Here is a 25210-nt window from a genome sequence, read left to right as displayed (position 1 = left end):
GGGCGCTGTTGCCCCGGCTACGTCGGTTGCCCTGCCGCATGTCCTGGGTCGGGTCGTGGTGGAGTCGTGGTGTCAGGCCGTGCCCCGCATGAGGCCGAGCAGCATCCCAAACACGATCACCGTTTGGATCGAGTGCGGAATGACCGAGAGCCACATGCTCCGATAGCGCCTTACTGGTAGGGACATGATTAGCCCGCTGGTCAGCATGATGCCGCCAGCAGTCCAGGGCTGATGTAGGTGGTACAGGCCGAACAGGACGCCGTTGGCGAACCAGTCTGCTGACCCGAACACGCCTTGCATCCTGGGTAGGAGGATTCCGCGGAAGATAAACTCCTCACCGAGGAAGACATTGAAGATGCTGAGCGTCAGGAAGAGCGCAAGGAACCACCAGGCTCCTTCCATTCGCGGGGCAACTTCGGTCGAGAACAGCGTTTCGGCGTTCTGGAATGGCAGTGGGGCCAGTCCGGGTAGCAGGTGCTGCTGCAGGTTCTGAATCGCCGGCGCCAGGTACATCATATTGAGTACGAACGCGATTCCCAGTGGCGCCAGCAGCCAGAGGAGGCGCTTGCGGGGCCGACCGTTCACCGGGTCTCTGGGAACCTGTAGCCACAGCCGGCGGGCCATGGCGGAGGGGCCTACTGATTTCTCCTCACGCCGGAGTATCAACATTGCCAGCACGAACTGCCAGACCAGGCCGGCCGCGAGCGTGCTGGTTGCCAATACCACGGTGTCGTAGGGGCCGTCTGCGACTACGGGGGTAATCACCCAGTAGCCCAGGCCCATGGGTAGGGCGGCGGCCGCCCAGATTCCCAGGATTTTCGCCAGCGAGTACTGCGCCGGCAGGTCGGTCGATGTTGGTACGGGCGTGCTGGGTCGCTGCCTTGGCGGACCCGGCCGACGCTGTGTGGTGCCACCGCCCATGCCGCTCAGCTCCTCGCAGATGTGCTGCCCCTGGCCTAATTCTGGTGCCAGCGAAAGGCGTTCGTCATGGCGGCTGGCCCGCCACATTCGGGTAGGGAATCCCTGCCTGCGGGCTTGGGGCTCTCCCTACCTTTCGTGCGGGATTCCCCGTGCCAGGGTGGGCGGGGAATCCCCGTGCCAGGGCGGGCGGGGGTTCGATGCTGCCCTCACCCGAAGTTCGTTTCAGCGGCTATATCGCTCTTTTTCAGTGTTGGGCGCATGCGTTGGTGGGTCAGCGGAATATCTGGATGCGATGGCACATAACAGCATCAACCCAGGTTGAGGAAAACTGCCGGCTGTTCCGGTGCTCGTTATCCCGGGTGCGGTCCGCCCTGGCGGGGCGGGTGTTCGTCCGCTCGATGGAGCTCGCGGGTTGTAGCGGGTGATGCCTGCCACACTTGCATGTATAGTCATGTAAGCATATGTTCGGCGTGGCACTGGCGGGCGAGAAGGGAGAGGCGGATGGGCGCGGGGCACGATCACGGTCAACAAGCGGCGCGGGCCGGTGTAAAGCACCGGGGTCGGCTCTGGGCGGCCTTCGGGCTACTCCTCACCTTCATGGTCGTGGAGGCGGTCGCGGCGGTGGTGACCGGCTCCTTGGCGCTGCTCTCCGACGCCGGCCACATGTTCACCGATGTCCTCGGTATCGGCATGGCCCTGGCCGCGATCACCGCCGCCAGCAGGGCGTCCCGGTCTGGCCAGCGAACGTTCGGGCTCTATCGGATGGAGGTGCTGGCGGCGCTGGCCAACGCCGTCCTGCTGTTCGCCGTGGCCTGCTACGTGGTGGTCGAGGCGGTACGTCGGTTCAGCCAGCCGCCGGAGGTGCTGGCGGGCCCGATGCTGGCGGTGGCGGTAGCGGGCCTGGCGGCCAATGTCGTCGCCTTCTTCCTCCTGCGGGCGGGCTCGCAGGAGAGTCTGAACGTGCGGGGCGCCTACCTGGAGGTTCTGGGAGACCTGTTCACCTCTGTCGGCGTGATCGTCGCCGCGGTCGTGATCGCCGTGACCGACTGGTGGTACGCCGATCCGCTGATCGCGGTGGCGGTGGGGCTGTTCATCCTGCCCCGCGCGTACCAGTTGGGCCGAGCCGCGCTGCGGGTGTTGGTACAGGCCGCGCCGGCACATCTGGACATCTCCGCCGTGCGGGCGGCGCTACTCGCCGTGGACGGGGTGGCCGACGTGCACGACCTGCACGTATGGACGCTAACCTCGGGGATGGACGTTGCTTCGGCGCACCTGGCTCTCGAGCGTGATGCCGATCTCGCCGCAGTGCTGGCCCGGTCCCGGCGGCTGCTGCAGGATCGTTTCGCGATCGCGCACGCCACCCTGCAGGCCGAACCGGCGGAGTCGGCCGACGCGGACGCTGTCTGCCACGGGAGCGGGTGGTGATCTGCGTTGCTCCTGGGAACCAGCGGGCGCAACCGGCCGACTACCTGATATTCCGCCATCTACCTGGGAGCTGTTCGTGAACCGCCCATCCAGCCTGACCACCCGACGGGCCGCCGTCTGGCAGGTAGTCGCCGGTCTCCGGCCGGTCCCCCGCCACCCGCGTCGGTTGGCGACCCGGTGATGGCGCTCGCCGCCGTTGGGCGTCGGCCGTTTCTGCTGTCGGCGGGGACGGTGCTGGTGGCGGCCGCCGTCGGTGCGGTGCTGCTGTGGTGGGGTGGCGGTGCCGTCGCGGAGGCCCCGCCCGGGCTGCCGGACCCAGGACCAACCACGGCCTGGCTGCTGCCGGCCTCCCGGCTGGGCATGCAGGTCAGCGCGGTCGCCACGGTCGGTCTGCTGCTGGCGGCGGTGGTGCTCTCGCCCCGGGACGAGGGTGGGCGGTTGTCCCCGATCGGCTACCGCCGCATGCGCGCTGCCGCCGGCGCGGCCTCGGTCTGGGCCGCGGCGGCCGCGGTTGCGGTCAGCTACACCATGGTCGATCTGTTCGGCCTCCCCGCCGCGGAGGTGCTGTCCCTGTCGGGGGTGCTTCACTTCGCCACCGCCGTCCCGCTCGGGCAGTCCCTGGCACTCAGTGGCGCCCTGGCCCTGACCGTGGCGTTGGTCGCCGCGACCAGCCTGCGACCCGGTGGCGCGCTGACCGCCCTGCTGCTGGCGTTGGGTGCCCTGGTGCCGCCGGTCTTCACCGGCCACGCCGCGGCCAGCGGCGACCACCAGCTGGCGGTCTCCGGTCTGCTCCTGCACGTGCTGCCGGTCACCATCTGGGCCGGTGGCCTGCTCGCCCTGGCCGTGACCAGTCGCGGCACGACCGCCGACCTGGCGCGGGCCGTACGCAGGTTTTCCCCCCTCGCCGTTGGCTGCCTGACCGCGGTGGGCCTGTCCGGGCTGCTGTCGGCCGCTGTTCGGCTTCCGAGCGCCGCCGACCTGCTGGGCACCCGCTACGGGCAGGTGCTTCTGATCAAGGCCGCTGCGCTCGTCGCGATCGCCGCCGCGGGATTGGCCCACCGTCGCCGGGCCCTGCCGGCCCTGGCGGCAGGTCGGCGCGGGCCGTTCCTGCGGGTCGCGGTCGTCGAAACGCTGCTCTTCGCCGCGGCGATCGGTACCTCGGTCGCGCTGTCCCGCACCCCGGCACCCATCGGTGCGGAGACGGAGGACCTCGCCACCGCGCTACTCGGCTTCCCGATGCCGCCGCCGTTGACCATCGGCAACCTCGCCACCGCCTGGCTGCCCGAGCCGCTGATCATGGCGGCCGCGCTGGCCGCCGCCGGGTTCTACACAGCCGGGGTGTGGCGGCTCCGCCGCCGCGGCGACGCCTGGCCCGTCTCCCGTACCGCCATGTGGCTGGTGGGCTGTGCCCTCATCATCGTGGCCACCTCGAGCGGTCTGGCCCGCTACGGGCCGCTGCTGTTCTCGATCCACATGATTCAGCACCTGCTGCTGATGATGATCGCCCCGATTCTGCTCGCGCTCGGCGGCCCCATCACCCTGGCGCTGCGCGCCCTGGCCCCGTCGACCGACCCGCGCTGGCCGGGCCCCCGCGAGTGGCTGCAGGTCGCGCTGCACTCACGGCTCTCGCGCTTCCTGACCAACCCGGTGGTCGCGTTGGTGATCTACGTCGCCAGCCTCTACCTGATGTACTTCACCGGCCTGTACGAGCTGGCACTGCGCTCACACGCCGCGCACCTGGCCATGGTCGGACACTTCCTCGGCGCCGGCTATCTGTTCTTCTGGGTCGTCATCGGCGTTGATCCCGCGCCGCGCCGCATCCCACATCCGCTGAAACTGATCCTGGTCCTGATCAGCATGGTGCTGCACGCCTTCCTCGGCGTCACGCTCATGCAGTCCACCACTCTGATCGCGGAGACCTGGTGGATCGCGTTGGACCGCCCCTGGGGCGCCACCCCCCTGGAGGACCAACGCACCGCTGGCGGCATCGCCTGGTCCTTCGGTGAGTTGCCCACCGTCGTCGTGCTGGGCGCGTTGATGCGCCAGTGGATGAAGGCCGACGAGCGGGAGGCCCGCCGCCGGGACCGGGCCGCCGACCGCGCCGAAGCCGAAGGGCGCGAGGACGCCGAGCTGGCCGCGTACAACCGGATGCTGGCGGATCTGGCCGACCGCGATCGGCAGGTTCGCCGGTGAGTGGGTGGTTGGGCCGCCTCGCCGCGGGCGTCAGCGAGCCGGATCGTGGTCCGGAGGGCCTCGCCGCTCGGTGCGGCCCTGCCCGTTCCGTGCCGAACAGGTGAATCACAGTGATCCGTGGCGGTGCGCCCGGTACCTTTGCCTCCGGCGTCTCGCCTGCTCAGGGCGGTCGCCGCGGGATCGGACAGACCGACAGGAGACGGAGATATGACGAGGAACATCCGGCTTACCCTTGCCGCGGTGGTGGCGTTGATTCTGGTGACGGTCGGCGTGCTGGCGCTCAACCGCCCGGACGCGATTCCCAGCGTGGAGACGACCGGTGGCACGGTCGAACCCACGGTGCTGGTCCGCGAGGACAGCCACCGACTGACCTCCGCTCCCGACGGCAAGATAACCCTGGTGGAGTTCCTCGACTTCGAGTGTGAGGCATGCGGGGCGGTGTACCCGACGGTCAAGGAGATCCTCGCCAACTACGAGGGGCAGATCACCTTCGTGGTGCGGTACTTCCCCATCTCCAGCCACCCCAACGCCGAGCTCGCCGCGCGCACCGCGGAGGCCGCGGCCAACCAGGACCGCTTCGCCGAGATGTACCAGCTGCTCTTCGAGAACCAGGACGTTTGGGGTCACCAGGAGGAGCCGCAGACCGAGGTCTTCCTCGACTACGCCCGTACCCTCGGGCTGGACATCGACCGCTTCCAGCGCGACCTGAACGACCCCGCCACCGCCGCCCGGGTGGCGAAGGACCGCACCGACGGTGAGGCCGTCGGTGTGCAGGGCACCCCCACCTTCTTCCTCAACGGGGAGCCCCTCTCCGACCTGCACAAGGACGATCTGGTCACCATGATCGACACTGCCCTGGCCGGATGACGACCGCCACCGTCGATCAACCCGTCACCACCTCCGCGGAGCGCCACTTCCTGACTGTCGTCACCGGGTGGGTCCTCACCGTCGGCGGTGGTGTCGGCCTGCTCGCCGCCGCCACCCTCACCATCGAGAAGATCAACCTGCTGGCTGACCCCGGGTACCTCCCCACCTGCAGCATCAACCCGGTCCTGTCCTGCGGTTCGGTGATGAGCACTCCGCAGGCCGCGGTGTTCGGATTTCCCAACCCGCTCCTCGGCATCGCAGGGTTCGCCGTGGTCACCACGCTCGGCGTCGTCCTGCTCGCCACCGCAGGCCTCCCGCGGTGGATGTGGCTCGGCCTGCAGGGGGGCGTCACCTTCGGTGTCGTCTTCGTGCACTGGCTCATCTACCAGAGCCTCTATGTGATCGGCACGCTCTGCCCGTACTGCATGGTGGTCTGGGCGGTCACCATTCCGATCTTCCTCTACACCACGCTGCAGACCCTGCGCGACAACGCGACCGTCCTCCCGCGGGCGCTGCGACGCGCAACGGAACACGTCGCCCTCTACCACAGCCTGGTCCTCGTCATCTGGTTCGCGTTCATCGTCGCCGCGATCCTGCACCGCTTCTGGGACTACTGGATCACCCTGGTCTGAGACCGTCGCGGCTCCCGACCGGCCCTGGCGGTTCCGGAAAGCAGCCGGCTTCGCCATTGCTCAAAAGAGGAACTGGAAGAACTTACCGGTGGTGGTCAGTGGCTGCGGGGTGCCCGTGAAGCGGTGGACCCCGACTGAGAAGAGCTCTCCTTCCGGAGCGGTGAACTCTCGCTCGGCGAACCCGGCGGCGGACATCCAGGTGCGGATGTCCGGGGTCAGGTCGGGGGGTCGTCGACTCCTGGTCCAGACCACCGTGGCGCCGGCCGCGCAGAGCTGCGGCAGCACGCGGACAGTTGCGCGGATGTCGGCGTCGCTGATGTTGCCCAGGACTCCGGCCATGAGGACGAGGTCGGCGGGCACGGCGTCCCGGTAGGAGGTCAGGTCGCCGGCGTCGGCCTGGCGGACGGTCACCGACTCGAGGTTCGCCGCGGCTGCTCGGGCCTGTGCCGCGGCGACGTTCCGTGGGTCGTACTCGAGCAGCGTGGCGCGGACCCGGTCGGCGTCACACCGCGCCGGTGGGGCACGGGCCGGCCGACCGGCACGGGGCCACCGGGCGCCAATCGGTGGGAACAGAAGAAACCGGGCTGACCTCGTTGCCGGTTTCAACGAGGTCAGCCCGGTCGTAATTGCGCCCCAGGTCCGCAGTCGGTTGGAGCGGGACGGGATGGTCAGCTGGGCTTGGGCGCTCCCGGGCGGGCGTAGCGTTGCCAGGTGATGACGACGCAGAGGGCAGCGAACACCAGCCCGACGAGGTAGAACGCGGTCGGGGACATGAGCGTCAGGCCGATTCCGAAGAAGAACGGGCCGAAGGCGGCGATCGCCGCGGTCCACCCGATGACGCCACCGGCCTGCCGGCGCTCGAAAATCATCGGCATCTGCTTGAAGGTGGACGCGTTACCGATCCCGCTGAACAGGAAGATCGCGAGCATTCCCCAGAGGAACCGGTCGAAGCCGGCATCCAGCGCCGCGGCCGAGCTGGTGTCGGGTTGCAGGGCGGTGATGGTGAAGCCGATGGAGACGACGAGGCCGATTCCGGAGATCAGGGTCCACCGGGCACCGCCGAACTTGTCGGTCAGCGGCGAGAAGGCGACGCGGGCCGCGGCACCGACCAGCGGGCCGAGGAAGACGAACTTGACCGGGTCGGGTACGGAGTAGCCGTCCACGAGTAGCTGTGCTGCGGCACCGGTGCCCTGCACGATGTCGGGGTTGCCGGCACCGTAGAGGTTCTTCATCAGCAGCCCGAACTGGGCGGACAGTCCGGCGAAGGTACCGAAGGTCATGATGTAGAGCAGCGTCATCCACCACGTGTCGGCGTTGCGGAAGATGTCGAACTGCTGCCGGATGTTCGCCTTGACGGGGACCGACCGCAGCATGGTCCAGGCGAGCACGGCACCGACGATGATGAACGGGATGTAGATGTACGCCGCGTTCTGGTACCAAACATCCCGGGCGGGTTCGCCGGGCGAGGTGGCCATTGGCCGGGAGCTGCCGAGGAAGCCGATCAGCGAGAAGCCGATGACCCACGGGGTCAGCAGCTGGACCAGCGAGACGCCGAAGTTGCCGATACCGGCCTGGACGCCCAGCGCGGTGCCCTGGAGTCGGCGGGGGAAGAAGTAGGAGGTACTCGGCATGAACCCGGAGAACGCTCCGCCACCGATACCGGAGAGGAACGACAGCGACAGCAGCACCCAGAACGGCGTGGACGGGTCCTGAACGAAGATTCCCCAGCCCAGGACGGGCAGGAGCAGCAGCACGGTGGTCAGGGTGACCATCTTCCGGGTGCCCATGATCGGCGGCAGCACCATCCAGATCAGGCGCATGAGACCGCCGGCCAAGCCGGGCATGGCGGTGAGCCAGTAGAGCTGGCTGGTGCTGAGGTCGAAGCCGAGGTTCGTCAGCTTCGGGGCGATCGCCGAGGCGAGGAACCACGAGGTGAAACAGAGGGTCAGCGTGAAGGTGCTGATCCAGAGGGTCCGCCACGCCAAGCCCTTGTCCCAGGAGTCCGCATCCTCCGGGTTCCAGGATTCCAGCCACTCGCGGTTCCCGGATCTCCGGGTGGAACTCGTGGTGTTCATTCGTGGGTCTCCTTGGGCGCACGGGTCGCCGCCGAAGCGGGCGCGGCCGATCGGTTCGTGAAGTCGGGCTTTTCGAAGTGGTCAGCGAGCTGCGGTGATTCACCGTGCAGCATGCGCACGACGGTGAGATGCATCCATATCGCGCAGATGAGGGTGAGCACGAACAGGACCAGGAAGGTGCTCGACGGGAGCCCGGTCCAGGCCTTGGTGTAGGCGAACAGCGGGGGCAGGAAGAAGCCGCCGAGGCCGCCGAGCATGCCGACCAGACCGCCGACCGCTCCCACCTGGCTTGGGAAGTACTCCGGGATGTGCTTGTAGACCGCGGCCTTGCCGATGCCCATGGCGCAGCCGAGCAGGACGACCAGCAGGGTGAAGGGCACGATGCCGAGCTGGTAGGCGAGGTGGGTGGTCTGGCTGCCGTCGGGGTGGTTGACGACGATGTGGCCCGAAGGCATCATCAGAATGCCCGTGCTTAGCAGCATCAGGCCAAATGTCCAGTACATCACCCGACGGGCACCCAGGCGGTCGGAGAGCGATCCGCCGACCGGTCGCAGCAGCGAGGCGGGGAAGATGTACAGGGCGGTCAGGTAGGCCGCGGTCTGCAGGGACACGTCGTAGTTGTTCATGTAGTAGGTCGGCAGCCACGCGGCGAGCGCCACGTAGGCACCGAACACCGCCACGTAGTACAGGCTGAAGCGCCACACCCGCAGCTGCTTGAGCGGCACGAGCTGCGCGCGGAGCGGAGTGCCGTGGCTCGGCACCCGATCCCGACGCGGCGTGAGGAACCAGGTAGCCGCCGCGAGGATGAGCAGCAACACCGCGTAGACGACGGGGACCAGCCGCCAGCCGCCCTCGATGACGCCGAGGTAGGTGGCACCGGCGGTACCGGCGATCAGCGGCGGGCCGATGAACTTGGTGACGGAGGCGCCGACGTTGCCGGCGCCGAAGAGGCCGAGCGCGAATCCCTGCTTCTCCCGCGGCTGCCAGGCGGAGTTCCAGGCGATACCCGCGGTGAAGGAGTTACCGGCGAAACCGACCAGGAACGCCAACACCAACAGCATCGCGTACGAGTCGGCGAGGGATACGAGGAATGAGGCGACCGCGGTCACGAGGAGCATCGCGGTCATGACCCGGCGTCCGCCGATCCGGTCCGCCACGATCCCGGCGGGGAGCCGCCAGAGCGAGCCGTTGAGCACGGCGGCGGCGATGATCCAGGACAGCTGCACCTCGGAGAGCCCGAACTCCTCGCTGATCGGCTTGCCGAGGATGCCGAACATGAGCCACACCGCGAACATGACGGTGAAGCCGATGGTGGACAGGGTCAGGACCCGGGTACGCCCACGATCGTTACGGCTGTTCTGCTCGGCCGCCGTTTCCGGCGTCGGGTCGTCTGGAGCGGGTTTGACGTACACGGCAATTCCTCGATCAGCGGTAGAAGGAGGTCGGCGCTAGCGTCACTGGCGCGACTGTCTACCCAAGGCTGCTGTCGTTTATCAGCAGCGGGTAGGGACCTTCTTCCCCGTCTGGCTGGCAGCAGGTCCCGTCGGTCGCACTCCACCCGGTCGAATAGCGGGGTGGCCGGGACCTTGGTCCCGACGGGTCGGGACCGCAGCCTCCCGATCTGGCGGTTGATTTCGCGAACCCTGGTAGACGTGGCGCACTGCCGTGTGCCGCCGACAGCCCCCGCGTTGTCGCTCGCCGCCGGAGGAGTGCCCACGTGTCAGCGCACCGCCCGCCAGAAGCTCATGATCCTGCGACGGACCAGGTCCCCGGCGCGGCGCCGTTGCTGGCTGCTCGGCGCTTCCTCCGCCGGGAGGCGGTCGGTGACCACGGCCGGACGCTGCACCAGGTGGACGACGGCGACTGGGAGCGGTTCTACCGCGACCGGTGGCGCTACGACCGGGTGGTGCGCTCCACCCACGGCGTCAACTGCACCGGCTCCTGCTCGTGGAACGTCTTCGTCAAGGACGGCCTGATCACCTGGGAACACCAGGCCACCGACTACCCGACCACCGGCCCGGACTCGCCGGACTACGAGCCGCGCGGCTGCCCCCGCGGCGCCTCCTTCTCCTGGTACGAGTACTCGCCCTCCCGGGTGCGCCACCCCTACGTACGCGGGGTGCTGGCCGAGATGTTCCGCGACGGGCTCGCGCGCCTGGGTGATCCGGTGTCCGCCTGGGCCGACATCGTGGAGAACCCCCTCAAGGCGCGCGCCTACAAGACCCAGCGGGGACGTGGCGGCTTCGTCCGGGCCAGCTGGGACGAGGTGACCACGATGGTTGCCGCCGCGCACGTGTACACCACGAAGACGTACGGACCGGACCGGGTGGTGGGCTTCTCGCCGATTCCGGCGATGTCGATGGCCTCCTTCGCCGCCGGCACCCGCTACCACGCCCTGCTCGGCGGCACCCTGCTGAGCTTCTACGACTGGTACGCCGACCTGCCGATCGCCTCGCCACAGATCTGGGGCGACCAGACCGACGTACCCGAGGCCGGCGACTGGTGGAACTCCACCTACCTGATGATGTGGGGCTCGAACATTCCGGTCACCCGTACGCCGGACGCCCACTTCCTGGCCGAGGCCCGCTACCGGGGGACGAAGGTCGTCGCGGTCAGCCCGGACTACGCCGACAACGTCAAGTTCGCCGACGACTGGCTGGCCCCGCACCCGGGTACCGACGGCGCGCTGGCGATGGCGATGGGCCACGTCGTACTCACCGAGTTCTTCCGGGACCGCACGGTCGACTACTTCGCCGACTACATCCGCCGCTACACCGACCTGCCGTTCCTGGTCACGCTGCGACCCACCGCGGACGGCCGGTGGACCACCGACCGCTTCCTCACCGCGGCGGACCTGGGCCAGGAGGAGGGCGCGCACAAGACCGTCCTGGTCGACGAGCGCACCGGCGAGTTGGTCGTGCCGAACGGGTCGCTGGGCTTCCGGTACGGGGAGGCCGGCGAGGGGCGCTGGAACCTGGACCTGGGCGAGGTGCTGCCCGCGCTCGGGCTGCTCGACCGCAGTGACGAGGCGATCGAGGTCGACCTGCCCCGCTTCGACGTCGGGGAGACCGAGGGCGGGGCCACCATCAGCCGTGGCGTACCGGCCATCCGGGTCGGCGAGCAGCTGGTCACCTCGGTCTACGACCTGGTGCTGGCACAGTACGGGGTGCGCCGCGGCGACCTGCCGGGGCAGTGGCCGACGGGGTACGACGACCCGGACTCGCCGAACACCCCGGCCTGGCAGGAGCGGATCACCGGGGTGCCGGCCGCGGTGGCGGCCCGGATCGGCCGGGAGTTCGCCCGCAACGCCGAGCGCAGCCAGGGGCGGTCGCTGATCGTCCTGGGTGCCGGGGCGAACCAGTGGTTCCACTCCGACATGAGCTACCGGGCGCTCATCTCCCTGGTCACCCTGACCGGCTGCCAGGGCGTCAACGGCGGTGGCTGGGCGCACTACGTGGGGCAGGAGAAGGCCCGGCCGATCACCGGCCAGCAGCACATGTCCTTCGGGCTCGACTGGCAACGGCCGATGCGGCACCAGGCGAGCACCCCGTTCTGGTACCTGCACACCGACCAGTGGCGGTACGAGCGGGTCCCGGTCGACGAGCTCTCCTCCCCGTTGGGCACCGGCCGGTTCGCGGGGATGGCCTTCGCCGACACCGTCGCCGCCGCGCAGCGGATGGGCTGGAGCCCCGGCCACCCGTCGTTCAACCGCAACCCCCTCGACCTCACCGACGAGGCGGCGGTGGCCGGGGTGACGGTGCAGGAGCACATCGTCGCCGAGCTGAAGGCCGGTCGGCTCCGGTCGGTGGCGGAGGACCCGGACGACCCGGCGAACTTCCCGCGCTGCCTCACCCTGTGGCGGGCGAACCTGCTCGGCTCCTCGGGCAAGGGCAACGAGTACTTCCTGCGCCACCTGCTGGGGATCGACTCGACCGCCACCGCCTCGGAGTGCGACCCGGAGCACCGACCCCGGGACCTGGTGTGGCGGGATGAGGCGCCGACCGGGAAGCTTGACCTGCTGACGGCGATCGACTTCCGGATGACCAACACCGGTCTGCACGCCGACGTGGTGCTGCCGACCGCGACCTGGTACGAGAAGCACGACATCTCCACCACGGACATGCACCCGTTCGTGCACGCGTTCAGCCCGGCGGTGGAGCCGCCCGCCGACGCCCACTCCGACTACGACACCTTCCTGGCGCTCGCCGACCGGTTCAGTGAGCTGGCCGTCGACCACCTGGGGGTGCGACGGGATGTGCTGGCCGCGCCGCTGCAGCACGACACCCCGGACGAGTTGGCCATGCCCAGCGGGCGGGTGCGGGACTGGAAGGCCGGCGAGTGCGAGCCGGTCCCCGGCTCCACCATGCCGAAGCTCATCGAGATCGAGCGGGACTACGCCCAGATCGGCGCGAAGATGCGGGCTGTCGGCCCGCTCCTGGACCGGCTCGGCACCAGCACGAAGGCGCTCACCGTGGACGTCACCGCGGAGGTGGCGTACCTGCGGGAGCGAAACGGGGTGGTCCCCGACGGGCCGTGTGCCGGCCGGCCGTCGCTGGCCACCGCCGACCGGATGTGCGAGGCGATCCTGGCGCTGTCGGGCACCACGAACGGGCGGGTCGCCGCGGCCGGTTTCGCGGCCCTGGAGCAGCGGACCGGGCAACCGTTCGCGGATCTGATCGCCGGGCACGAGACCGACCAGATCACGTACGCGGACACCCAGCGGGCACCGCAGTCGGTCTTCACCAGCCCGGAGTGGTCCGGCTCGGAGAAGGGCGGCCGTCGCTACTCGCCCTTCACCCTCAACGTGGAGCGGCTCAAGCCGTGGCACACCATCACCGGTCGGCAGCACTTCTTCGTGGAGCACGACTGGGTGGCGGAGTTGGGCGAGCAGTTGCCGGGCTTCCGGCCCCCGCTGAATATGGCCCGGCACTTCGGTGCCCCGGGTGAGTTCGTCGACGGCGGCGTCACCGTACGCTTCCTGACCCCGCACGCGAAGTGGTCTATCCACTCGATGTACCACGACAACGAATTGATGTTGGCGTTGTCGCGGGGTGGGCCGGTGATCTGGATGAGCGTGCCGGACGCCGCCAAGGTCGGGGTGCGGGACAACGACTGGGTCGAGGCGCACAACCGCAACGGGGTCATCGTGGCCCGGGCGGTGGTCAGCCACCGGATGCCGGAGGGCACGGTGTTCCAGTACCACTCGCCGGAGCGGACGATCAACGTGCCCAAGGCCGAGAAGAGCGGCCGCCGGGGTGGTTACCACAACTCGTTGACCCGGCTGCTGGTCAAGCCCACCCACCTGGCTGGCGGACACGCCCAACTCACCTACGCCTTCAACTACTACGGCCCGATCGGCAGCCAACGCGACGAGATCACGGTGATCCGCCGCCGCGACCAGGAGGTGGAGTACTGATGAGGATCCGAGCGCAGGTCGCCATGGTGATGAACCTGGACAAGTGCATCGGGTGTCACACCTGCTCCGTAACCTGCAAGCAGACCTGGACCAACCGGGACGGCACCGAGTACGTCTGGTTCAACAACGTCGAGACCAAGCCGGGCATCGGCTACCCCAAGCACTACGAGGATCAGGACCGCTGGCACGGAGGCTGGCAGCTGGACGAGAAGGGCCGGCTCAAGCTGCGCTCCGGTGGTCGGGTCAAGCGGCTCAGCCGGCTGTTCGTCAACCCGGATCTGCCCTCGATCGACGACTACTACGAGCCGGCGACCTTCGACAAGGACATCCTGGCCAACGCCCCCGCCGGGCTCAAGGACACCCCGGTGCAGCAGCCCCGTTCCGCGCTGACCGGCGAGCCGATGGCCCTCACCTGGGGGGCCAACTGGGAGGACAGCCTCGGCGGGACCCACGAGCACGGCACCGGTGACCCGAACCTCGCCCGGATGTCGGCGGAGGCGGCGGCGCGGGTGAAGTTCGAGTTCGAGAAGACCTTCCTGTTCCACCTGCCGCGGATCTGCGAGCACTGCCTCAACCCGGCGTGTGTGTCGGCCTGCCCCTCCGGCGCGATGTACAAGCGGGAGGAGGACGGCATCGTCCTGGTGGACCAGGACCGCTGCCGGGGCTGGCGGATGTGTGTCTCCGCCTGCCCGTACAAGAAGGTGTACGTCAACCACAGCACCGGTAAGGCGGAGAAGTGCACCCTGTGCTTCCCGCGGATCGAGGCGGGGCAGCCCACGATCTGCTCCGAGACCTGCGTGGGTCGGCTGCGCTACCTGGGGATCGTGTTCTACGACGAGGACGCGGTGCTCGCCGCCGCTTCGGTGACCGACGAGCACGACCTGCTCGACGCGCAGCGCGCGGTCTTCCTCGACCCGAGCGACCCGGCCGTACGGGAGGCCGCCCGGGCCGCCGGCATGCCGCAGGAGTGGCTGGACGCCGCCGAACGGTCCCCGGTGTGGCGGCTGATCAGCGAGTACAAGGTGGCGCTGCCGCTGCACCCGGAGTATCGGACCCTGCCCATGGTCTGGTACGTCCCGCCGCTGTCGCCGGTGCTGGACGCGGTGGGGGAGGCCGGCCGGGACGACACCGACGCCGACGACATCTTCCACACCATCCGGGAGCTGCGGATTCCGGTGGAGTACCTGGCCGAGCTCTTCACCGCCGGTGACGTGGAGGCAACCGCCGGGGTTCTGATGAAGCTGGCGGCCATGCGCTCCTACATGCGCGCTCGTACCCTCGACGGTACCGTCGCCGACGAGCTGCTCGACGGGATCGGGATGACCGCGGAGCAGGTCGAGGCCATGTACCGGCTGCTGGCCATCGCCAAGTACGACGAGCGCTACGTGGTCCCGGCCGCGTACAGCAGGGATGCCGCCGCGCTGGAAGCGCAGGCCACCGCGAACCAGGACTGCGCGCTGGACTGCGAGGGCGGCCCGGGAATGACCACGCAGGCCTCCGCGGAGAGTTTCCACCTGGTCGAGGGCGAGCAGGTTCGTCCCGGCCGGCCTGGGCTGCTCTCCCGGCGTGCCGACGGCCGGCGTGGCTTCACGATCAACCCGCTGCGAGGCGGCGCATGACCGCCGCGACCGACCGGGCCCGCATCTTCGAGCTGGTCTCGCTGCTGCTCACCTACCCCGATGACGAACTGCTCGGCGCCGGAGCCGAGCTTCGGGGCGCCGCCGCGCGGATCGAGGCGCCCCAGGCGCGGGAGCAGATCGACGGGTTCCTGGACTGGCTGCTGGAGAACACCCCGATCGACGTACAGCAGCACTTCGTGCAGACCTTCGACCTGCGCCGCCGCTCTGGTCTCTACCTCACCTACTACCTGCACGGGGACACCCGTAAGCGGGGAATGGCACTGCTGGTGCTCAAGCAGCGATATCGGGCGCACGGGCTGCGACTCGCGGACGGGGAGCTGCCGGATCTGCTGCCGGTGGTGCTGGAGTACGCCGCCACCGTGGGCCCGGGCGAGGGGGAGGCACCCCTGCGGCAGCATCGGCAGGGCATCGAACTGCTCCGCGCCGCCCTGACCGACTGCGACACCCCCTACCGCTTGTTGCTGGACGTTGTCTGCGCCGTGTTGCCGGCGCTGACCGACGCCGACCGGGCCGCCATCGCGGCGCTCGCCGTTGACGGACCGCCGGTGGAGACGGTCGGCCTGGAGTCTCTCGGCGACGGCCCGGACCTGCACGCTGCCGCGCTTGCCCCTTATCCCGCCTGTTCCCCGTCGGAGGCATCGCGATGACCAACCTCGTCTGGACCGTCCTGCCGTACCTGTGTCTGGTGGTCTTCGTCGCCGGGCATGTCTGGCGGTGGCGCCACGACCAGTTCGGCTGGACCACGCACACCAGCCAGGTGCTGGAGAATCGCCTGCTGCGGCTCGGCTCGCCCCTGTTCCACCTCGGCGTTCTCGGGGTTGCTGGTGGGCACGTCATGGGCCTGCTGGTGCCCGCGTCGGTGACCGAGAAGATCGGGATCAGTGAGCACGTCTACCACCTCACCGCGGTCCTGGGCGGTACGGTGACCGGCCTGATGCTGATGACCGGCCTGGTCCTGCTGATCCTTCGGCGGATGATCAACGGTCGGGTCCGTCGGGTGACCAGCCGGATGGACAAGGTGCTCTACGCCGCGCTCGCCGCCATGGTGGCGCTCGGCATGATCGCCACGGTCGGGGTCAACCTGCTCGGTGGGGGCTACGACTACCGGGAGACGATCGCCGTCTGGTTCCGCGGGATCTTCTGGTTCCAGCCGGACCCCACCCTGATGAGCGGGGCTCCCCTGGTCTACCAACTGCACGCGATCGGCGGTTTCCTCTTCCTGGCGCTGTGGCCGTTCACCCGACTGGTACACGTCTGGTCGGCGCCGCTGGCGTACCTGTGGCGTCCGTATGTGGTCTACCGCGGGCGGCGCGGGCCGGCGCCGACGGCGACCGCCGCACCGGAGCAGGTACGGGACGCCGCCCGGGAGCCGTCGGCCCAGCGGTGACCCCGCGGGTGGTGGCGCCTCGATCAGAGGCGCCACCGACGCGGCGGCCGACGAGGCGTGAGTTCTGCCTGGATACGTCCTCGGACCACGGTGGCCACGGGCCAGGGCTAATGTGTCAATATCGGGCGGTAGCGGAGGGTGATATGCAGCAGCAGTATCTTCCGGATGTCTACGTGAAGTTCCTGGAACGCTTTCCGGATGTCGCGGAGGCGCAGGGCGCGCTGGCGCGGACGGTGCGGGAGCGCAACTCGTTCGACGACCGGACCGACCGGCTGATCAAATTGGCGGTGGCGGTTGGGGCCGAGGCGGAGGGAGCGGTGCGTTCCAATGTTCGCAAGGCCCTTCAGCACGGTGCGACCGTGGACGAGGTGCGAGCCGTCGCGCTCGCGGCCATCACCACCTGTGGGTTTCCTACCGCCATCGCGGCCCTGGGTTGGATCGACTCGGTCGTCCTGGCGCCGTCGGACGAGTGATGCCGGTCGCCACCCCGCAGGGTGGTGCGGCGCGGGTTGACGTCACCCCGCGGGCGGTGTGGCGTCCCGCCACTGGGTGGGGGTGACTCCGTGGCGGGCGCGGAAGCGTTTGCTGAAATAGCTGGTGTCGGGGTATCCAACCCGGCGGCTGATCGTGCTGACGGCCAGGTCGGTCTCGGTGAGCAGTAGGCGTGCCTGCTGCATCCGGCGCTGGGTGATCCACTGGGTAACGGTTCGGCCGGTTTTGCGACGCACGGCGGTGGTGAGGTAGCCGGTGGTCAGCGCGAGGTCGGCCGCGATGTCGGCGAGGGAGATGGGCTGGTGGTAGCGCGCCTCGATGGCCTCGAAGACGGCCGCCAGCAGCGGTTCGTCGGCGCAGCGTAGGTGGTCGGCGAGGTCGGTCGACAAGCGGGCCACGGTCACGAGCAGCAGGGTCAGATGGGCGAGGGCGGCCGCCTGGTGACCGTCGCGGCGGGCCCGGAGCTCGGTGTCGAGTGCGGCGAAGCGCTCCATCAGGCCGGCCCGGTCGACCGGTGGGACCGGTAGCCGCTGGGCCCGGTTGCCGCCCTGCGCGAACGGGAAGAGCAACGGGTGTGTCCGCCAGGATGAGTAGGCGCCGGGCATTCCGGGCCGGACCACGTCGGCCGGGAACCAGACGGTCCAGCCGTCGCTGGTGACCTCCGCAAACGGATCGCCGGACGTGACTACCTGCCCTGGTGCGATGACGAAGAGGTCGCCGTCGGCCACTGTCCAGGTGCGCTCGTCGATGCGTACCGTCCCGTGAGCCACGTGGGCGTAGCAGAGCACCAGGAAGTCGTGGGTGTGGGCGCCGACGGTGGCGAGGTCGAGGAAGGGCTCGCCGTGGGGGTGGTGGGCTACCGCGACCGGGGCGATGCCGGGCACGTGGCCGAAGCCGAAGACCGGCACGCCCTGCCCGGTGACACCGACCTGGCGGGACGGGGGAGCAAAGTTCCGTCGCATCCTGTCCACAGTTCCGCCATTGTCCGCAGCTTCGCTGTCCATGAGGCTGAGAGTACGACCGAGTTCCGCTACTACCGGAGCGTGCCATGACCGGACAGCCCAACTCCCATTCCGAGAATCGGGCCTATCTGCCCGCCATGGGCAAGCAATGGTTGCTGCCCCTCTACGATCCGTTCGCCCGCTTTATCGGCATCGGCCGGGTTCATGAGAAGCTTTTGGAGCGTGCGAATCTTCGGCCGGGACAACGAGTCCTGGAGATCGGCTGCGGCACCGGCGATCTGCTGCGGACGCTCAAGCGCCGCCACCCGGAGGTGGACGCGCAGGGCATCGATCCGGATCCCGCCGCGCTGCGCCGTGCCCGCCGCAAGGCGGCCCGGGGCAAGGTGCAGATCCAGTACGAGCGGGCGTTCGCCGATGACCTGCCGTTGTCGGACGACAGCGTCGATCGGGTGCTCTCCTCGTTCATGCTGCATCACATCGACGAAGCGGACTGGGTGCGAGTGCTGAGTGAGGTCCGGCGGGTGCTGCGCCCCGGCGGCGAGCTGCATGTAGCCGACATCGACGGCAGTCTTCCCGGACACGAGGGCGGTCACGCCCACCGCTCTGGTCGGACCGGGGACAGCCTGCCCGATCGGGCCCTGTCCGCGTTGGTCGAAGCCGGGCTGACCGGGGTCCGGGAGAACGGCTACGGCCGAGCCCGACTGGGCCGGTACGTCTTCTACCGGGCCGACGTCGGTTGAGGGAGCGCGCTTGCGCCGGGGGCGGCGGCCGCCGAGGACGGTGGCATGACCCAGCCGAAGCCGGGTGTCGGCGGGTCAACGCCGGATCTTCGGGGGCACGTCGAGGTCCTGGGCATCGGCCACGTCGGCGCAGGGGACGACCGTGACGGTGTCACGGTGTTGACGGAGGTAGTCCCGGGCGCCCCGGTCCCGGGTGGCGCTCGCGGCGGCGCCGGCCCAGTGCGCACGCCCGAGCAGTACCGGGTGCCCCCACCGGCCGCCGTGGTAGCCCCCGACCACCAGAGCATCGGGCCGGGCGGCGGCGGCCACCCGGCGTACCGCCTCGACTCCCACCCCCGGCATGTCAACCAAGGTCACGACCGCAGCCGACGCGGTCGTTACCTCCAACGCAGCCAACCCCGCCCGCAGCGATGAACCCATGCCGGTCGGCCACGCCGGGTTTCGGACCACGCCCGAGCGGACCAACTCGGTCACGGCCTCCGCCCGCGCCCCCACCACGACCAGTACGGGAGCACAGCCGGCGGCCACCAGCACGTCTCGGCTCCGCAGCACCAGGGGCTGGCCCCGGAAAGCCACGAGCGCCTTCGGCCCGCCGTACCGCCGCCCCGCTCCCGCGGCGAGTAGCAGCCCCGCGACGCGGCCGGTGCACCCCGTGTCGCGGCCGGTGCACCCCGTGTCCGCCGGCCCTGCGTCTACCGGGCCTGCGTCTACCGGGCCCGCGGCTACCGGCCCTGAGTCCGCCGGTGAGTAGGCCGGGCCATGCCGTCGTTTCCGCATGCTCAGCTGACCGGGACGTCGGCACGCCTGTGGATGGGGCCAGCCAGGTAGGTCAGGGGCCGACCGGTGCCCCCGGTGCCGGCGACCGCGATCATCTCGGCGCAGATGGACACGGCGGTTTCCTGGGGAGTTTGGGCGCCCAGGTCGAGGCCGATGGGCGCCCGCAGCCGGTCGAGTTCGTCCTCGGTCAACCCGGCTGCGGTGAGCCGGAGCAGCCGCTCACGGTGCGTTTCTCGACTGCCGATCACGCCGACGTAGCCGGCGCGCCCCCGTAGGGCCAGCGACAGCAGTTCGGTCTCGTGGCGATCATCATGGCTGAGCACCACGATGGCGCTCCGGGCGTCAGCCTCGATGCTGCGCAGGTGGCGGTGCGGCCAGTCACAGACCACCTGGTGGGCGTCCGGGAAGTGCTCTGCCCGCATGAAGACGGGCCGGGGATCACACACGGTCACCTCGAAGCCGAGGAAACGCCCGAGTTGGCTCATCGCTCGGGCGACCGGGCTCATCCCGTAGAGCACCATGCGGGGCGCTGGCTGGTGTCTGACGAACAGGACGTCAATCGGCCGCCCGTCGCCGTCGACGATGCGTTCGATCTGCCCCGCTCCGATGTGTTCGACCTGCCCCGCCCCGGTGGATACCCGCTCCCGGAGCCGGCGTGCCACCAGCTCATCCACCCTCGGATCGCCCGATGATCCCCACAACCCGTCCGGGTCTGCCACCAGCAGCGCCGCCCGTGGGCCGGTGGGTAGCACCAGAGCGGAACCGACCGTCCGATTGGCCAGCAACCGATCGAGCAGCGGTGCCATGACCTCCACCGCCGCAGGCAGCACCACCACGTCGATCTCACTACGACAGGAGAGGCCGAGCACCGGCGAGCCGTCGCTCTGGTGGGTGTAGCGGTTCCGGTACACCCGACCCGAGCGGATCGCGTCCTGGGCTGCCGTGAGGACCGCGCCGTCGATACACCCGCCGGCCACGCCACCGGCGACCTCGCCGGTGGCGCAGCTGGCCATCACCGTCCCGACCGGGCACGGCGCGCTCCTCGTCACCCCGACGACCACGGCCATCGCGAAGGAGAGGTCGGCCGAACACCACCGCCGTAGGGTCGGCGCGATATACCTGATCCCCGCTGTCATCAGACTCCCTGCCGGGCCCGCGGCGAGCGGCCCAACGCGGTGTGGACAAGCCCCGGGCCGTTACGGAGCAGGCTCCGTCATGAGATCCTCGATGCGGACGGGCAGACTCCGGACCCGGACCCCGGTCGCGTGGTGGATGGCGTTGGTAATCGCCGCTGCCGCACCGACATGGACGACCTCGCCCAGGTTCTTGAGACCGAACGCGCTGAACAACGGGTCCGGCTCGTCAATGAAGTCGACGTCGAGTGTGGGTACGTCGGCGTTCACCGGAACCAGGTAGTCGCACAGGTTGGTGTTGAGGAACCCGCCGAAGCGAGGGTCCACGGTGCTCTCCTCGCGGAGCGCGGTGCCGATGCCCCACACCAGGCCGCCCAGGGCCTGGCTGGTGGCGGTGCGCCGACTGATCACCCGCCCGCAGTCGATGACCGACAGCATCCGGGTGACCCGCGGTCGACGGATCCGCGGACCAACGCGGACCTCGACGAAGTGGGCGACGTAGGAGCAGGTGACGAAGTCGGGAAAGACCGGGCCCACCCGGGCGTTGTCGACGTCCGCCATCACCGCGCTCATCGGCGCCGTGGCGCTGTCGGGTGCTTCGGTCGGGCTTCGCCCTGGGGCGAAGTACTGCCCGGGGGCCACGACCGAGGGGAGGCCGGCGGCCCTGAGGAGCCCGGTTATGAGTGGCCCCGTGTTGTCTGGGCCGACCAGCCGTCCCTCCGCCAGCCGGCACTCGCTGACGTCGACGTTGGCGACGGGCTCGCCACGGGTGGCGGCGATCTGATGCAGCTGGGCGCGGATCCCGATGGCAGCTTCCCGGATGGCCGGCAGGGCGGAGGCGGTTCCCCACGAGGCACCGGTCTCTGGCTGGGGAGCGACCCGGGTGTCGCCAACGGTTACCCGGATGTCGCTGGGCGGCAGGCCGAGGGAGTCGGCCGCGGTCAGTGCGACCACGGTGCGGATGCCCTGGCCCATCTCGTGTCCGCTGATCGCGACCTCCGCCGTGCCGTCGTCACACAGCCGTACGTGCGTGCCGGCGGCGGAGGCGAGGCCGGGATAGCAACCCGTCGCCACGCCCCAGCCAATGAGGCTGCCATCGTCGCCGCGCATCGACCCGATCGCCGGATCGCGTTCCGACCAGCCAAATCGTTCGGCGCCCCGATCGAGGCACTGCTTGAGCCGCCGCGAGGAGAATGGTTTGCCGGTCGCCGGGTCGGTGGCGGTGTCGTGGCGTCGCCGAAGCTCTACCGGGTCGACGCCCACCCGCTCGGCGAGTTCGTCCAGGGCGCTCTCCAGCGCGAACATCGTCGCCATCTCCATCGGCGCCCGCATGTAGCCGGGCGTCTGGGTGTCGAGTCGCACCAGGGTGGTGGTGCCGCGGAAGTTCGGGATGCCGTACATGCTCCCCGAGACCTGCGGCCCCCAGAACGGCATCAGGTCATGGCGTGATGTCTGCGCGAATGCCTCGTGCACCAGGGAGGTGATCGTGCCGTCGTCCCGCGCACCCAGCCGGATCCGGTGCCGGGTCGCGGCCCGAAAGTGCACGCTGTGGAAGACGGCGGACCGCGGGATGATCAGCATCACCGGCCGGTCGACCCGCCGGGCGGCCAGGGCGGCCAGGGTGGTGCTGTACGCCTGACCGGTGCGCTGGCCGAAGCCGCCACCGAGGGAGGGCGAGACGACCTGGACCAACTCCATCGGGAGTCCGATCTGCGTCGCCAGCGCGTGCCGGACGCGTCCCGCCGCCTGAGTGCCCTCATGGATCAGGAGCGATCCCTCATGCCACTGGGCGAGGGTGGACAGCAGCTCCAGCCCGTTGTGGTGCTGCGCGGGGGAGTGGTAGGTGGCGTCAACCACAACTGGCGCCTGGTCCAGTAGCCGGTCACCCTCGCCGATCTCCACCACGGGAAACGCGGGCACCGCCTCCGCCTGGTCGACCCGCTCGCCCCCCGGGTCGTCGAGCTCCACGGCGAACGGTTCGACGTCGTAGCGGGCGGTTACCAACGCCGCGGCTTCCGCTGCGGCCTCCAAGGTCTCCGCCACCACAATCGCGATTGGCTGACCGCGGTAGGCCACGACGTTGTCCCGCATCGGTTGGAAGCTCTCGCTCGCACCCCCCAACCCGAAGGAGAAGTCGGACGGGTGCAGGCGATCCAGGTTTTCGTGCGTGAGTACCGTGAGCACCTCCCGTACCCGTTCCGCCTTGGCGGTCTCGATCGTCGTGATCCGACCGCGCCCCACGGTCGCACTGACCGGGACCGCGTACGCCATCGCCGCGGCCGCGCGGTCGGCACCGTAGATCGGTTCGCCGCGGACCTTCTCTGCGCCGTCGTGGCGGACGTGGTCGGAGCCGATCCAGGCCATGGCGTTCATCCCATCCTCTGCTGGGCCGCCGCGACGGCCTCGAGTACGGTTTCCACAGCCAGCCGTACCCGGAAGTGGTTCTGCGGCGTGGTGCGGGCCGACCGGAATTCCGGCTCCAACGCCGTACGGATGGCCGCGTCGTCCAGCTGTGTTCCGGTCAGTGCCTGTTCGGCCTCCCGTGCCCGCCAGGGCACGGTGCCCACACCACCGAGGGCGATCCGTACCTCGCTGGTGGTGCCCCCCGCGTCGAGGTGGAGCCCGACGGCTGCCGATGCGAGGCCGAACGAGTACGAACTCCGGTCGCTCACCTTCTGGTAGCTGGACGACTGCGCCGCCGGTGTCATCGGCACCCGGACGGCCGTGATGAACTCGCCGGGCTCGAGGGTCGTCTCCCGGTGCGGTGTGTCGCCCGGCGGCACGAACAGGTCATGGATCGACATGGTGCGGGTGCCGTCGGGTCCGAGGACGGAGAGGTTCGCGTCGAACGCGGTCAGCGCCACCGCCAGGTCACCGGGGTAGAGGGCGATGCAGTGGTCGCTGGTACCGAGGACGGCGTGGTGGCGGTTGACGCCCTCCATCGCGGAGCACCCCGACCCGGGCTGACGTTTGTTGCACGAGAACTCGACCGATCGGAAGTAGCCGCAGCGGGTGCGCTGCAGCAGGTTGCCGCCGATTCTTGCCATGTTCCGTAACTGTTGGGAGGCCGCGGCCAGGAGGGACTCCGCGAGCACCGGGCAGCTGGCAGCGACCAGCGGGTGGTGGGCGGCGTCGTTCATCCGGGTCAGCGCGCCGATGACCAGGTCACCCTGCTCCCTACGGACAAAGTCGAGGTCCGGGACGTCGGTCAGGTCGATGAGCAGACCGGGGGCTTCGACGTCGAGCTTCATCAGGTCCACGAGGGTCGTGCCACCACTGAGGTAGTGGGGCTGGTCGCGGTGGGAGGTGGCGAACGTCGATACCGCCTCCGCCGCGGAGCGCGCCCGGGTGTAGGTGAAGGCTCGCATCAGGACCGCCCTTGACCGGCGGCGTGAACCCTGGCGACCGCTTCGACGATGCCCTGGTAGGCACCGCAGCGGCAGAGATTCCCACTCATGAAGTCGCGGATCTCGTCGGTGGACCCGGCGCAGCCCGCGTCAACACAGGCAATCGCCGACATCAGCTGTCCCGGGGTGCAGTAGCCACACTGCAGCGCGTCACAGTCGAGGAACGCCTGCTGCATCGGATGCAGGTCGCCCGGCGACTCCGTGAGCCCCTCGACGGTCCGTACCGCACCGCCGGCGACCTGGGCGGCGAGGGTCAGACAGGCCACCACGGGCCGGTCGTCGACATGGACCGTGCAGGCGCCGCACTGCCCATGGTCACACCCCTTCTTCGTGCCGTAGAGGCCAAGGTGATCTCGCAGCGCGTCCAGCAGCGTCGTTCGGGCATCGAGCGTCCACTCCCGGTCCTGACCGTTCACGATGAGTCTGGTCTGCACCGTCATGGACCCATCCCCCTCCTGGTCTCTTCGCATTCACCTCAGGTCGTCACCCGTACGCAGACTAGTGGCCGGTTTAGCCGATAATCGGTTTTTAGCCCGAATTGCCGGCAGGGTTGGGGTTGTATCCCTCGAAGTTCCCGGGGTGCGGTGCCGGTTGCCGCAGCTTGCGCCTGCCCAGCCACCCGGAGGGCGGGTGTGACGGGGGCCGCAGCCGCTCGATTTGACGTGCGAACCCGAATCCGCGTAACTTTCTCTCTGCCAGCGCGGAACGGGGCAAACAGGGCGAAAGTCCTGAGGCCCGATCCAAGCGGCACCGGCGACAAGAAGCTTCACTTTCGAGTCGCCGGGCGGGCGGTGCCCGCCGAGTCCGCCGAGAGGCCGATTTGGTGCGGCGAAACCGGCCGGGTAAGGTAACAGCCGGCAGGAACCGGGCGAGCCAGCGGGAGACCGCGGGCGGCCGGTCTGCCAAATCCGAGGAACACACACGCGGGCAACCTCGTGCGTGCTCAGCGGGAGCTGAACCGTGCGAAGCACGACAGACCGGGACAAACGGTTTGACACGGCGGAGACGGTGAGGTAAAGTAATAAAAGTGCCTGACGCGAGAGTGGCGGGCTGGAGCGGTTGCCTCCGGATGGGCCCTTTGGGGGTTCGGATGGTGTGTGGTTGTTCTTTGAGAACTCAACAGGGTGTTTGGAAAGCCAGTGC

Annotated in this window: 20 protein-coding genes; 10 read left to right on the top strand and 10 right to left on the bottom strand. The window is 69.4% G+C overall.

Translation table 11 applies throughout. From position 1 onward, the window contains the following. Positions 1-72 precede the first annotated feature (72 nt). Positions 73-921 carry a CPBP family intramembrane glutamic endopeptidase gene (locus H0524_RS16315; protein ID WP_180199450.1) on the bottom strand — a complete coding sequence of 283 codons (849 nt, stop codon included), beginning with the start codon at positions 919-921 and terminating at the stop codon, positions 73-75. A 501-nt stretch (positions 922-1422) separates the two neighbouring features. On the opposite strand from H0524_RS16315, the gene H0524_RS16310 reads away from it, so the two are divergent. From H0524_RS16310 to H0524_RS16295, 4 genes are all read left to right on the top strand, one after another. Next, positions 1423-2346, top strand: a complete 924-nt coding sequence (locus H0524_RS16310) for a cation diffusion facilitator family transporter (protein ID WP_180199409.1) — start codon at positions 1423-1425, stop codon at positions 2344-2346. A 180-nt stretch (positions 2347-2526) separates the two neighbouring features. Continuing rightward, positions 2527-4539, top strand: a complete 2013-nt coding sequence (locus H0524_RS16305) for a cytochrome c oxidase assembly protein (RefSeq protein ID WP_180199408.1) — start codon at positions 2527-2529, stop codon at positions 4537-4539. Positions 4540-4746: 207 nt separating this feature from the next. Further along, on the top strand, positions 4747-5406 hold the full coding sequence (locus tag H0524_RS16300; protein WP_180199407.1) for a thioredoxin domain-containing protein: 660 nt from the start codon (positions 4747-4749) through the stop codon (positions 5404-5406). After that, the gene (locus H0524_RS16295; protein WP_180199406.1) at positions 5403-6038 is read left to right on the top strand and encodes a vitamin K epoxide reductase family protein; all 636 of its coding nucleotides are present in this window, start codon (positions 5403-5405) and stop codon (positions 6036-6038) included. The genes H0524_RS16300 and H0524_RS16295 overlap by 4 nt, the downstream gene beginning before the upstream one ends. Before the next feature lie 60 nt (positions 6039-6098). On the opposite strand, the gene H0524_RS16290 is transcribed toward H0524_RS16295, so the two are convergent. The 3 genes from H0524_RS16290 to H0524_RS16280 all read right to left on the bottom strand — a co-directional run bounded on the left by H0524_RS16290 (position 6099) and on the right by H0524_RS16280 (position 9525). Continuing rightward, the gene (locus tag H0524_RS16290) at positions 6099-6449 is read right to left on the bottom strand and encodes a hypothetical protein (RefSeq protein WP_255436004.1); all 351 of its coding nucleotides are present in this window, start codon (positions 6447-6449) and stop codon (positions 6099-6101) included. A 257-nt stretch (positions 6450-6706) separates the two neighbouring features. Next, on the bottom strand, positions 6707-8113 hold the full coding sequence (locus H0524_RS16285; protein WP_180199405.1) for an MFS transporter: 1407 nt from the start codon (positions 8111-8113) through the stop codon (positions 6707-6709). Then, positions 8110-9525: a nitrate/nitrite transporter gene (locus H0524_RS16280; RefSeq protein ID WP_180199404.1), complete on the bottom strand. Its 1416-nt coding sequence runs from the start codon at positions 9523-9525 to the stop codon at positions 8110-8112. Before H0524_RS16280 ends, H0524_RS16285 begins: the two co-directional genes overlap by 4 nt. Before the next feature lie 305 nt (positions 9526-9830). On the opposite strand from H0524_RS16280, the gene H0524_RS16275 reads away from it, so the two are divergent. From H0524_RS16275 to H0524_RS16255, 5 genes are all read left to right on the top strand, one after another. Continuing rightward, on the top strand, positions 9831-13529 hold the full coding sequence (locus tag H0524_RS16275; RefSeq protein WP_180199403.1) for a nitrate reductase subunit alpha: 3699 nt from the start codon (positions 9831-9833) through the stop codon (positions 13527-13529). Next, positions 13529-15148, top strand: a complete 1620-nt coding sequence (narH, locus tag H0524_RS16270) for a nitrate reductase subunit beta (RefSeq protein WP_180199402.1) — start codon at positions 13529-13531, stop codon at positions 15146-15148. The genes H0524_RS16275 and narH overlap by 1 nt, the downstream gene beginning before the upstream one ends. Beyond that, on the top strand, positions 15145-15816 hold the full coding sequence (narJ, locus tag H0524_RS16265; RefSeq protein WP_180199401.1) for a nitrate reductase molybdenum cofactor assembly chaperone: 672 nt from the start codon (positions 15145-15147) through the stop codon (positions 15814-15816). Before narH ends, narJ begins: the two co-directional genes overlap by 4 nt. Next, the gene (gene narI, locus H0524_RS16260; RefSeq protein ID WP_180199400.1) at positions 15813-16556 is read left to right on the top strand and encodes a respiratory nitrate reductase subunit gamma; all 744 of its coding nucleotides are present in this window, start codon (positions 15813-15815) and stop codon (positions 16554-16556) included. The genes narJ and narI overlap by 4 nt, the downstream gene beginning before the upstream one ends. Positions 16557-16699: 143 nt before the next feature. Continuing rightward, positions 16700-17029 carry a carboxymuconolactone decarboxylase family protein gene (locus tag H0524_RS16255; RefSeq protein WP_018217961.1) on the top strand — a complete coding sequence of 110 codons (330 nt, stop codon included), beginning with the start codon at positions 16700-16702 and terminating at the stop codon, positions 17027-17029. A 42-nt stretch (positions 17030-17071) separates the two neighbouring features. Here H0524_RS16255 and H0524_RS16250 read toward each other — a convergent pair whose 3' ends face one another. Beyond that, positions 17072-17956, bottom strand: a complete 885-nt coding sequence (locus H0524_RS16250; protein WP_180199449.1) for an AraC family transcriptional regulator — start codon at positions 17954-17956, stop codon at positions 17072-17074. A gap of 140 nt (positions 17957-18096) precedes the next feature. Here H0524_RS16250 and H0524_RS16245 point away from each other — a divergent pair, with 140 nt between their 5' ends. Continuing rightward, a complete protein-coding gene (locus H0524_RS16245) occupies positions 18097-18750 on the top strand; it encodes a class I SAM-dependent methyltransferase (RefSeq protein ID WP_180199399.1) in 654 nt (217 codons plus the stop codon). A gap of 75 nt (positions 18751-18825) precedes the next feature. Here the strand turns inward: H0524_RS16245 and H0524_RS16240 are convergent, their stop codons facing one another. The 5 genes from H0524_RS16240 to H0524_RS16220 are packed head-to-tail and all read right to left on the bottom strand — an operon-like array spanning position 18826 to position 24507. After that, positions 18826-19527: an NTP transferase domain-containing protein gene (locus H0524_RS16240; protein WP_180199398.1), complete on the bottom strand. Its 702-nt coding sequence runs from the start codon at positions 19525-19527 to the stop codon at positions 18826-18828. Between the two features lie 2 nt (positions 19528-19529). Beyond that, on the bottom strand, positions 19530-20663 hold the full coding sequence (locus tag H0524_RS16235) for an XdhC family protein (protein WP_180199397.1): 1134 nt from the start codon (positions 20661-20663) through the stop codon (positions 19530-19532). 60 nt (positions 20664-20723) lie between these two features. After that, the gene (locus tag H0524_RS16230) at positions 20724-23033 is read right to left on the bottom strand and encodes a xanthine dehydrogenase family protein molybdopterin-binding subunit (protein ID WP_180199396.1); all 2310 of its coding nucleotides are present in this window, start codon (positions 23031-23033) and stop codon (positions 20724-20726) included. Beyond that, positions 23030-24028: a xanthine dehydrogenase family protein subunit M gene (locus H0524_RS16225; protein ID WP_180199395.1), complete on the bottom strand. Its 999-nt coding sequence runs from the start codon at positions 24026-24028 to the stop codon at positions 23030-23032. Before H0524_RS16225 ends, H0524_RS16230 begins: the two co-directional genes overlap by 4 nt. Further along, the gene (locus H0524_RS16220) at positions 24028-24507 is read right to left on the bottom strand and encodes a (2Fe-2S)-binding protein (protein ID WP_180199394.1); all 480 of its coding nucleotides are present in this window, start codon (positions 24505-24507) and stop codon (positions 24028-24030) included. The genes H0524_RS16225 and H0524_RS16220 overlap by 1 nt, the downstream gene beginning before the upstream one ends. Positions 24508-25210: the final 703 nt, after the last annotated feature.

It is taken from the genome of Salinispora sp. H7-4, from assembly GCF_013416675.1.
Classification (GTDB): Bacteria; Actinomycetota; Actinomycetes; order Mycobacteriales; family Micromonosporaceae; genus Micromonospora; species Micromonospora vitiensis.
Note: the sequence above shows the minus strand (reverse complement) of the source record. Positions and strands in the feature narration are given on the sequence as shown.

What these genes read in the sequence shown, in the direction of transcription:
- H0524_RS16305 (WP_180199408.1), top strand. Translation starts at nt 2,527, where the DNA reads ATGGCGCTCGCCGCCGTTGGGCGTCGGCCGTTTCTGCTGTCGGCGGGG.
- narI (WP_180199400.1), top strand. Translation starts at nt 15,813, where the DNA reads ATGACCAACCTCGTCTGGACCGTCCTGCCGTACCTGTGTCTGGTGGTC.
- H0524_RS16240 (WP_180199398.1), bottom strand. Translation starts at nt 19,527, where the DNA reads ATGCGGAAACGACGGCATGGCCCGGCCTACTCACCGGCGGACTCAGGG.
- H0524_RS16245 (WP_180199399.1), top strand. Translation starts at nt 18,097, where the DNA reads ATGACCGGACAGCCCAACTCCCATTCCGAGAATCGGGCCTATCTGCCC.
- H0524_RS16225 (WP_180199395.1), bottom strand. Translation starts at nt 24,028, where the DNA reads ATGCGAGCCTTCACCTACACCCGGGCGCGCTCCGCGGCGGAGGCGGTA.
- H0524_RS16300 (WP_180199407.1), top strand. Translation starts at nt 4,747, where the DNA reads ATGACGAGGAACATCCGGCTTACCCTTGCCGCGGTGGTGGCGTTGATT.
- H0524_RS16230 (WP_180199396.1), bottom strand. Translation starts at nt 23,033, where the DNA reads ATGAACGCCATGGCCTGGATCGGCTCCGACCACGTCCGCCACGACGGC.
- H0524_RS16315 (WP_180199450.1), bottom strand. Translation starts at nt 921, where the DNA reads ATGGGCGGTGGCACCACACAGCGTCGGCCGGGTCCGCCAAGGCAGCGA.
- H0524_RS16285 (WP_180199405.1), bottom strand. Translation starts at nt 8,113, where the DNA reads ATGAACACCACGAGTTCCACCCGGAGATCCGGGAACCGCGAGTGGCTG.
- H0524_RS16255 (WP_018217961.1), top strand. Translation starts at nt 16,700, where the DNA reads ATGCAGCAGCAGTATCTTCCGGATGTCTACGTGAAGTTCCTGGAACGC.
- narH (WP_180199402.1), top strand. Translation starts at nt 13,529, where the DNA reads ATGAGGATCCGAGCGCAGGTCGCCATGGTGATGAACCTGGACAAGTGC.
- H0524_RS16220 (WP_180199394.1), bottom strand. Translation starts at nt 24,507, where the DNA reads ATGACGGTGCAGACCAGACTCATCGTGAACGGTCAGGACCGGGAGTGG.
- H0524_RS16235 (WP_180199397.1), bottom strand. Translation starts at nt 20,663, where the DNA reads ATGACAGCGGGGATCAGGTATATCGCGCCGACCCTACGGCGGTGGTGT.
- H0524_RS16295 (WP_180199406.1), top strand. Translation starts at nt 5,403, where the DNA reads ATGACGACCGCCACCGTCGATCAACCCGTCACCACCTCCGCGGAGCGC.
- H0524_RS16310 (WP_180199409.1), top strand. Translation starts at nt 1,423, where the DNA reads ATGGGCGCGGGGCACGATCACGGTCAACAAGCGGCGCGGGCCGGTGTA.
- narJ (WP_180199401.1), top strand. Translation starts at nt 15,145, where the DNA reads ATGACCGCCGCGACCGACCGGGCCCGCATCTTCGAGCTGGTCTCGCTG.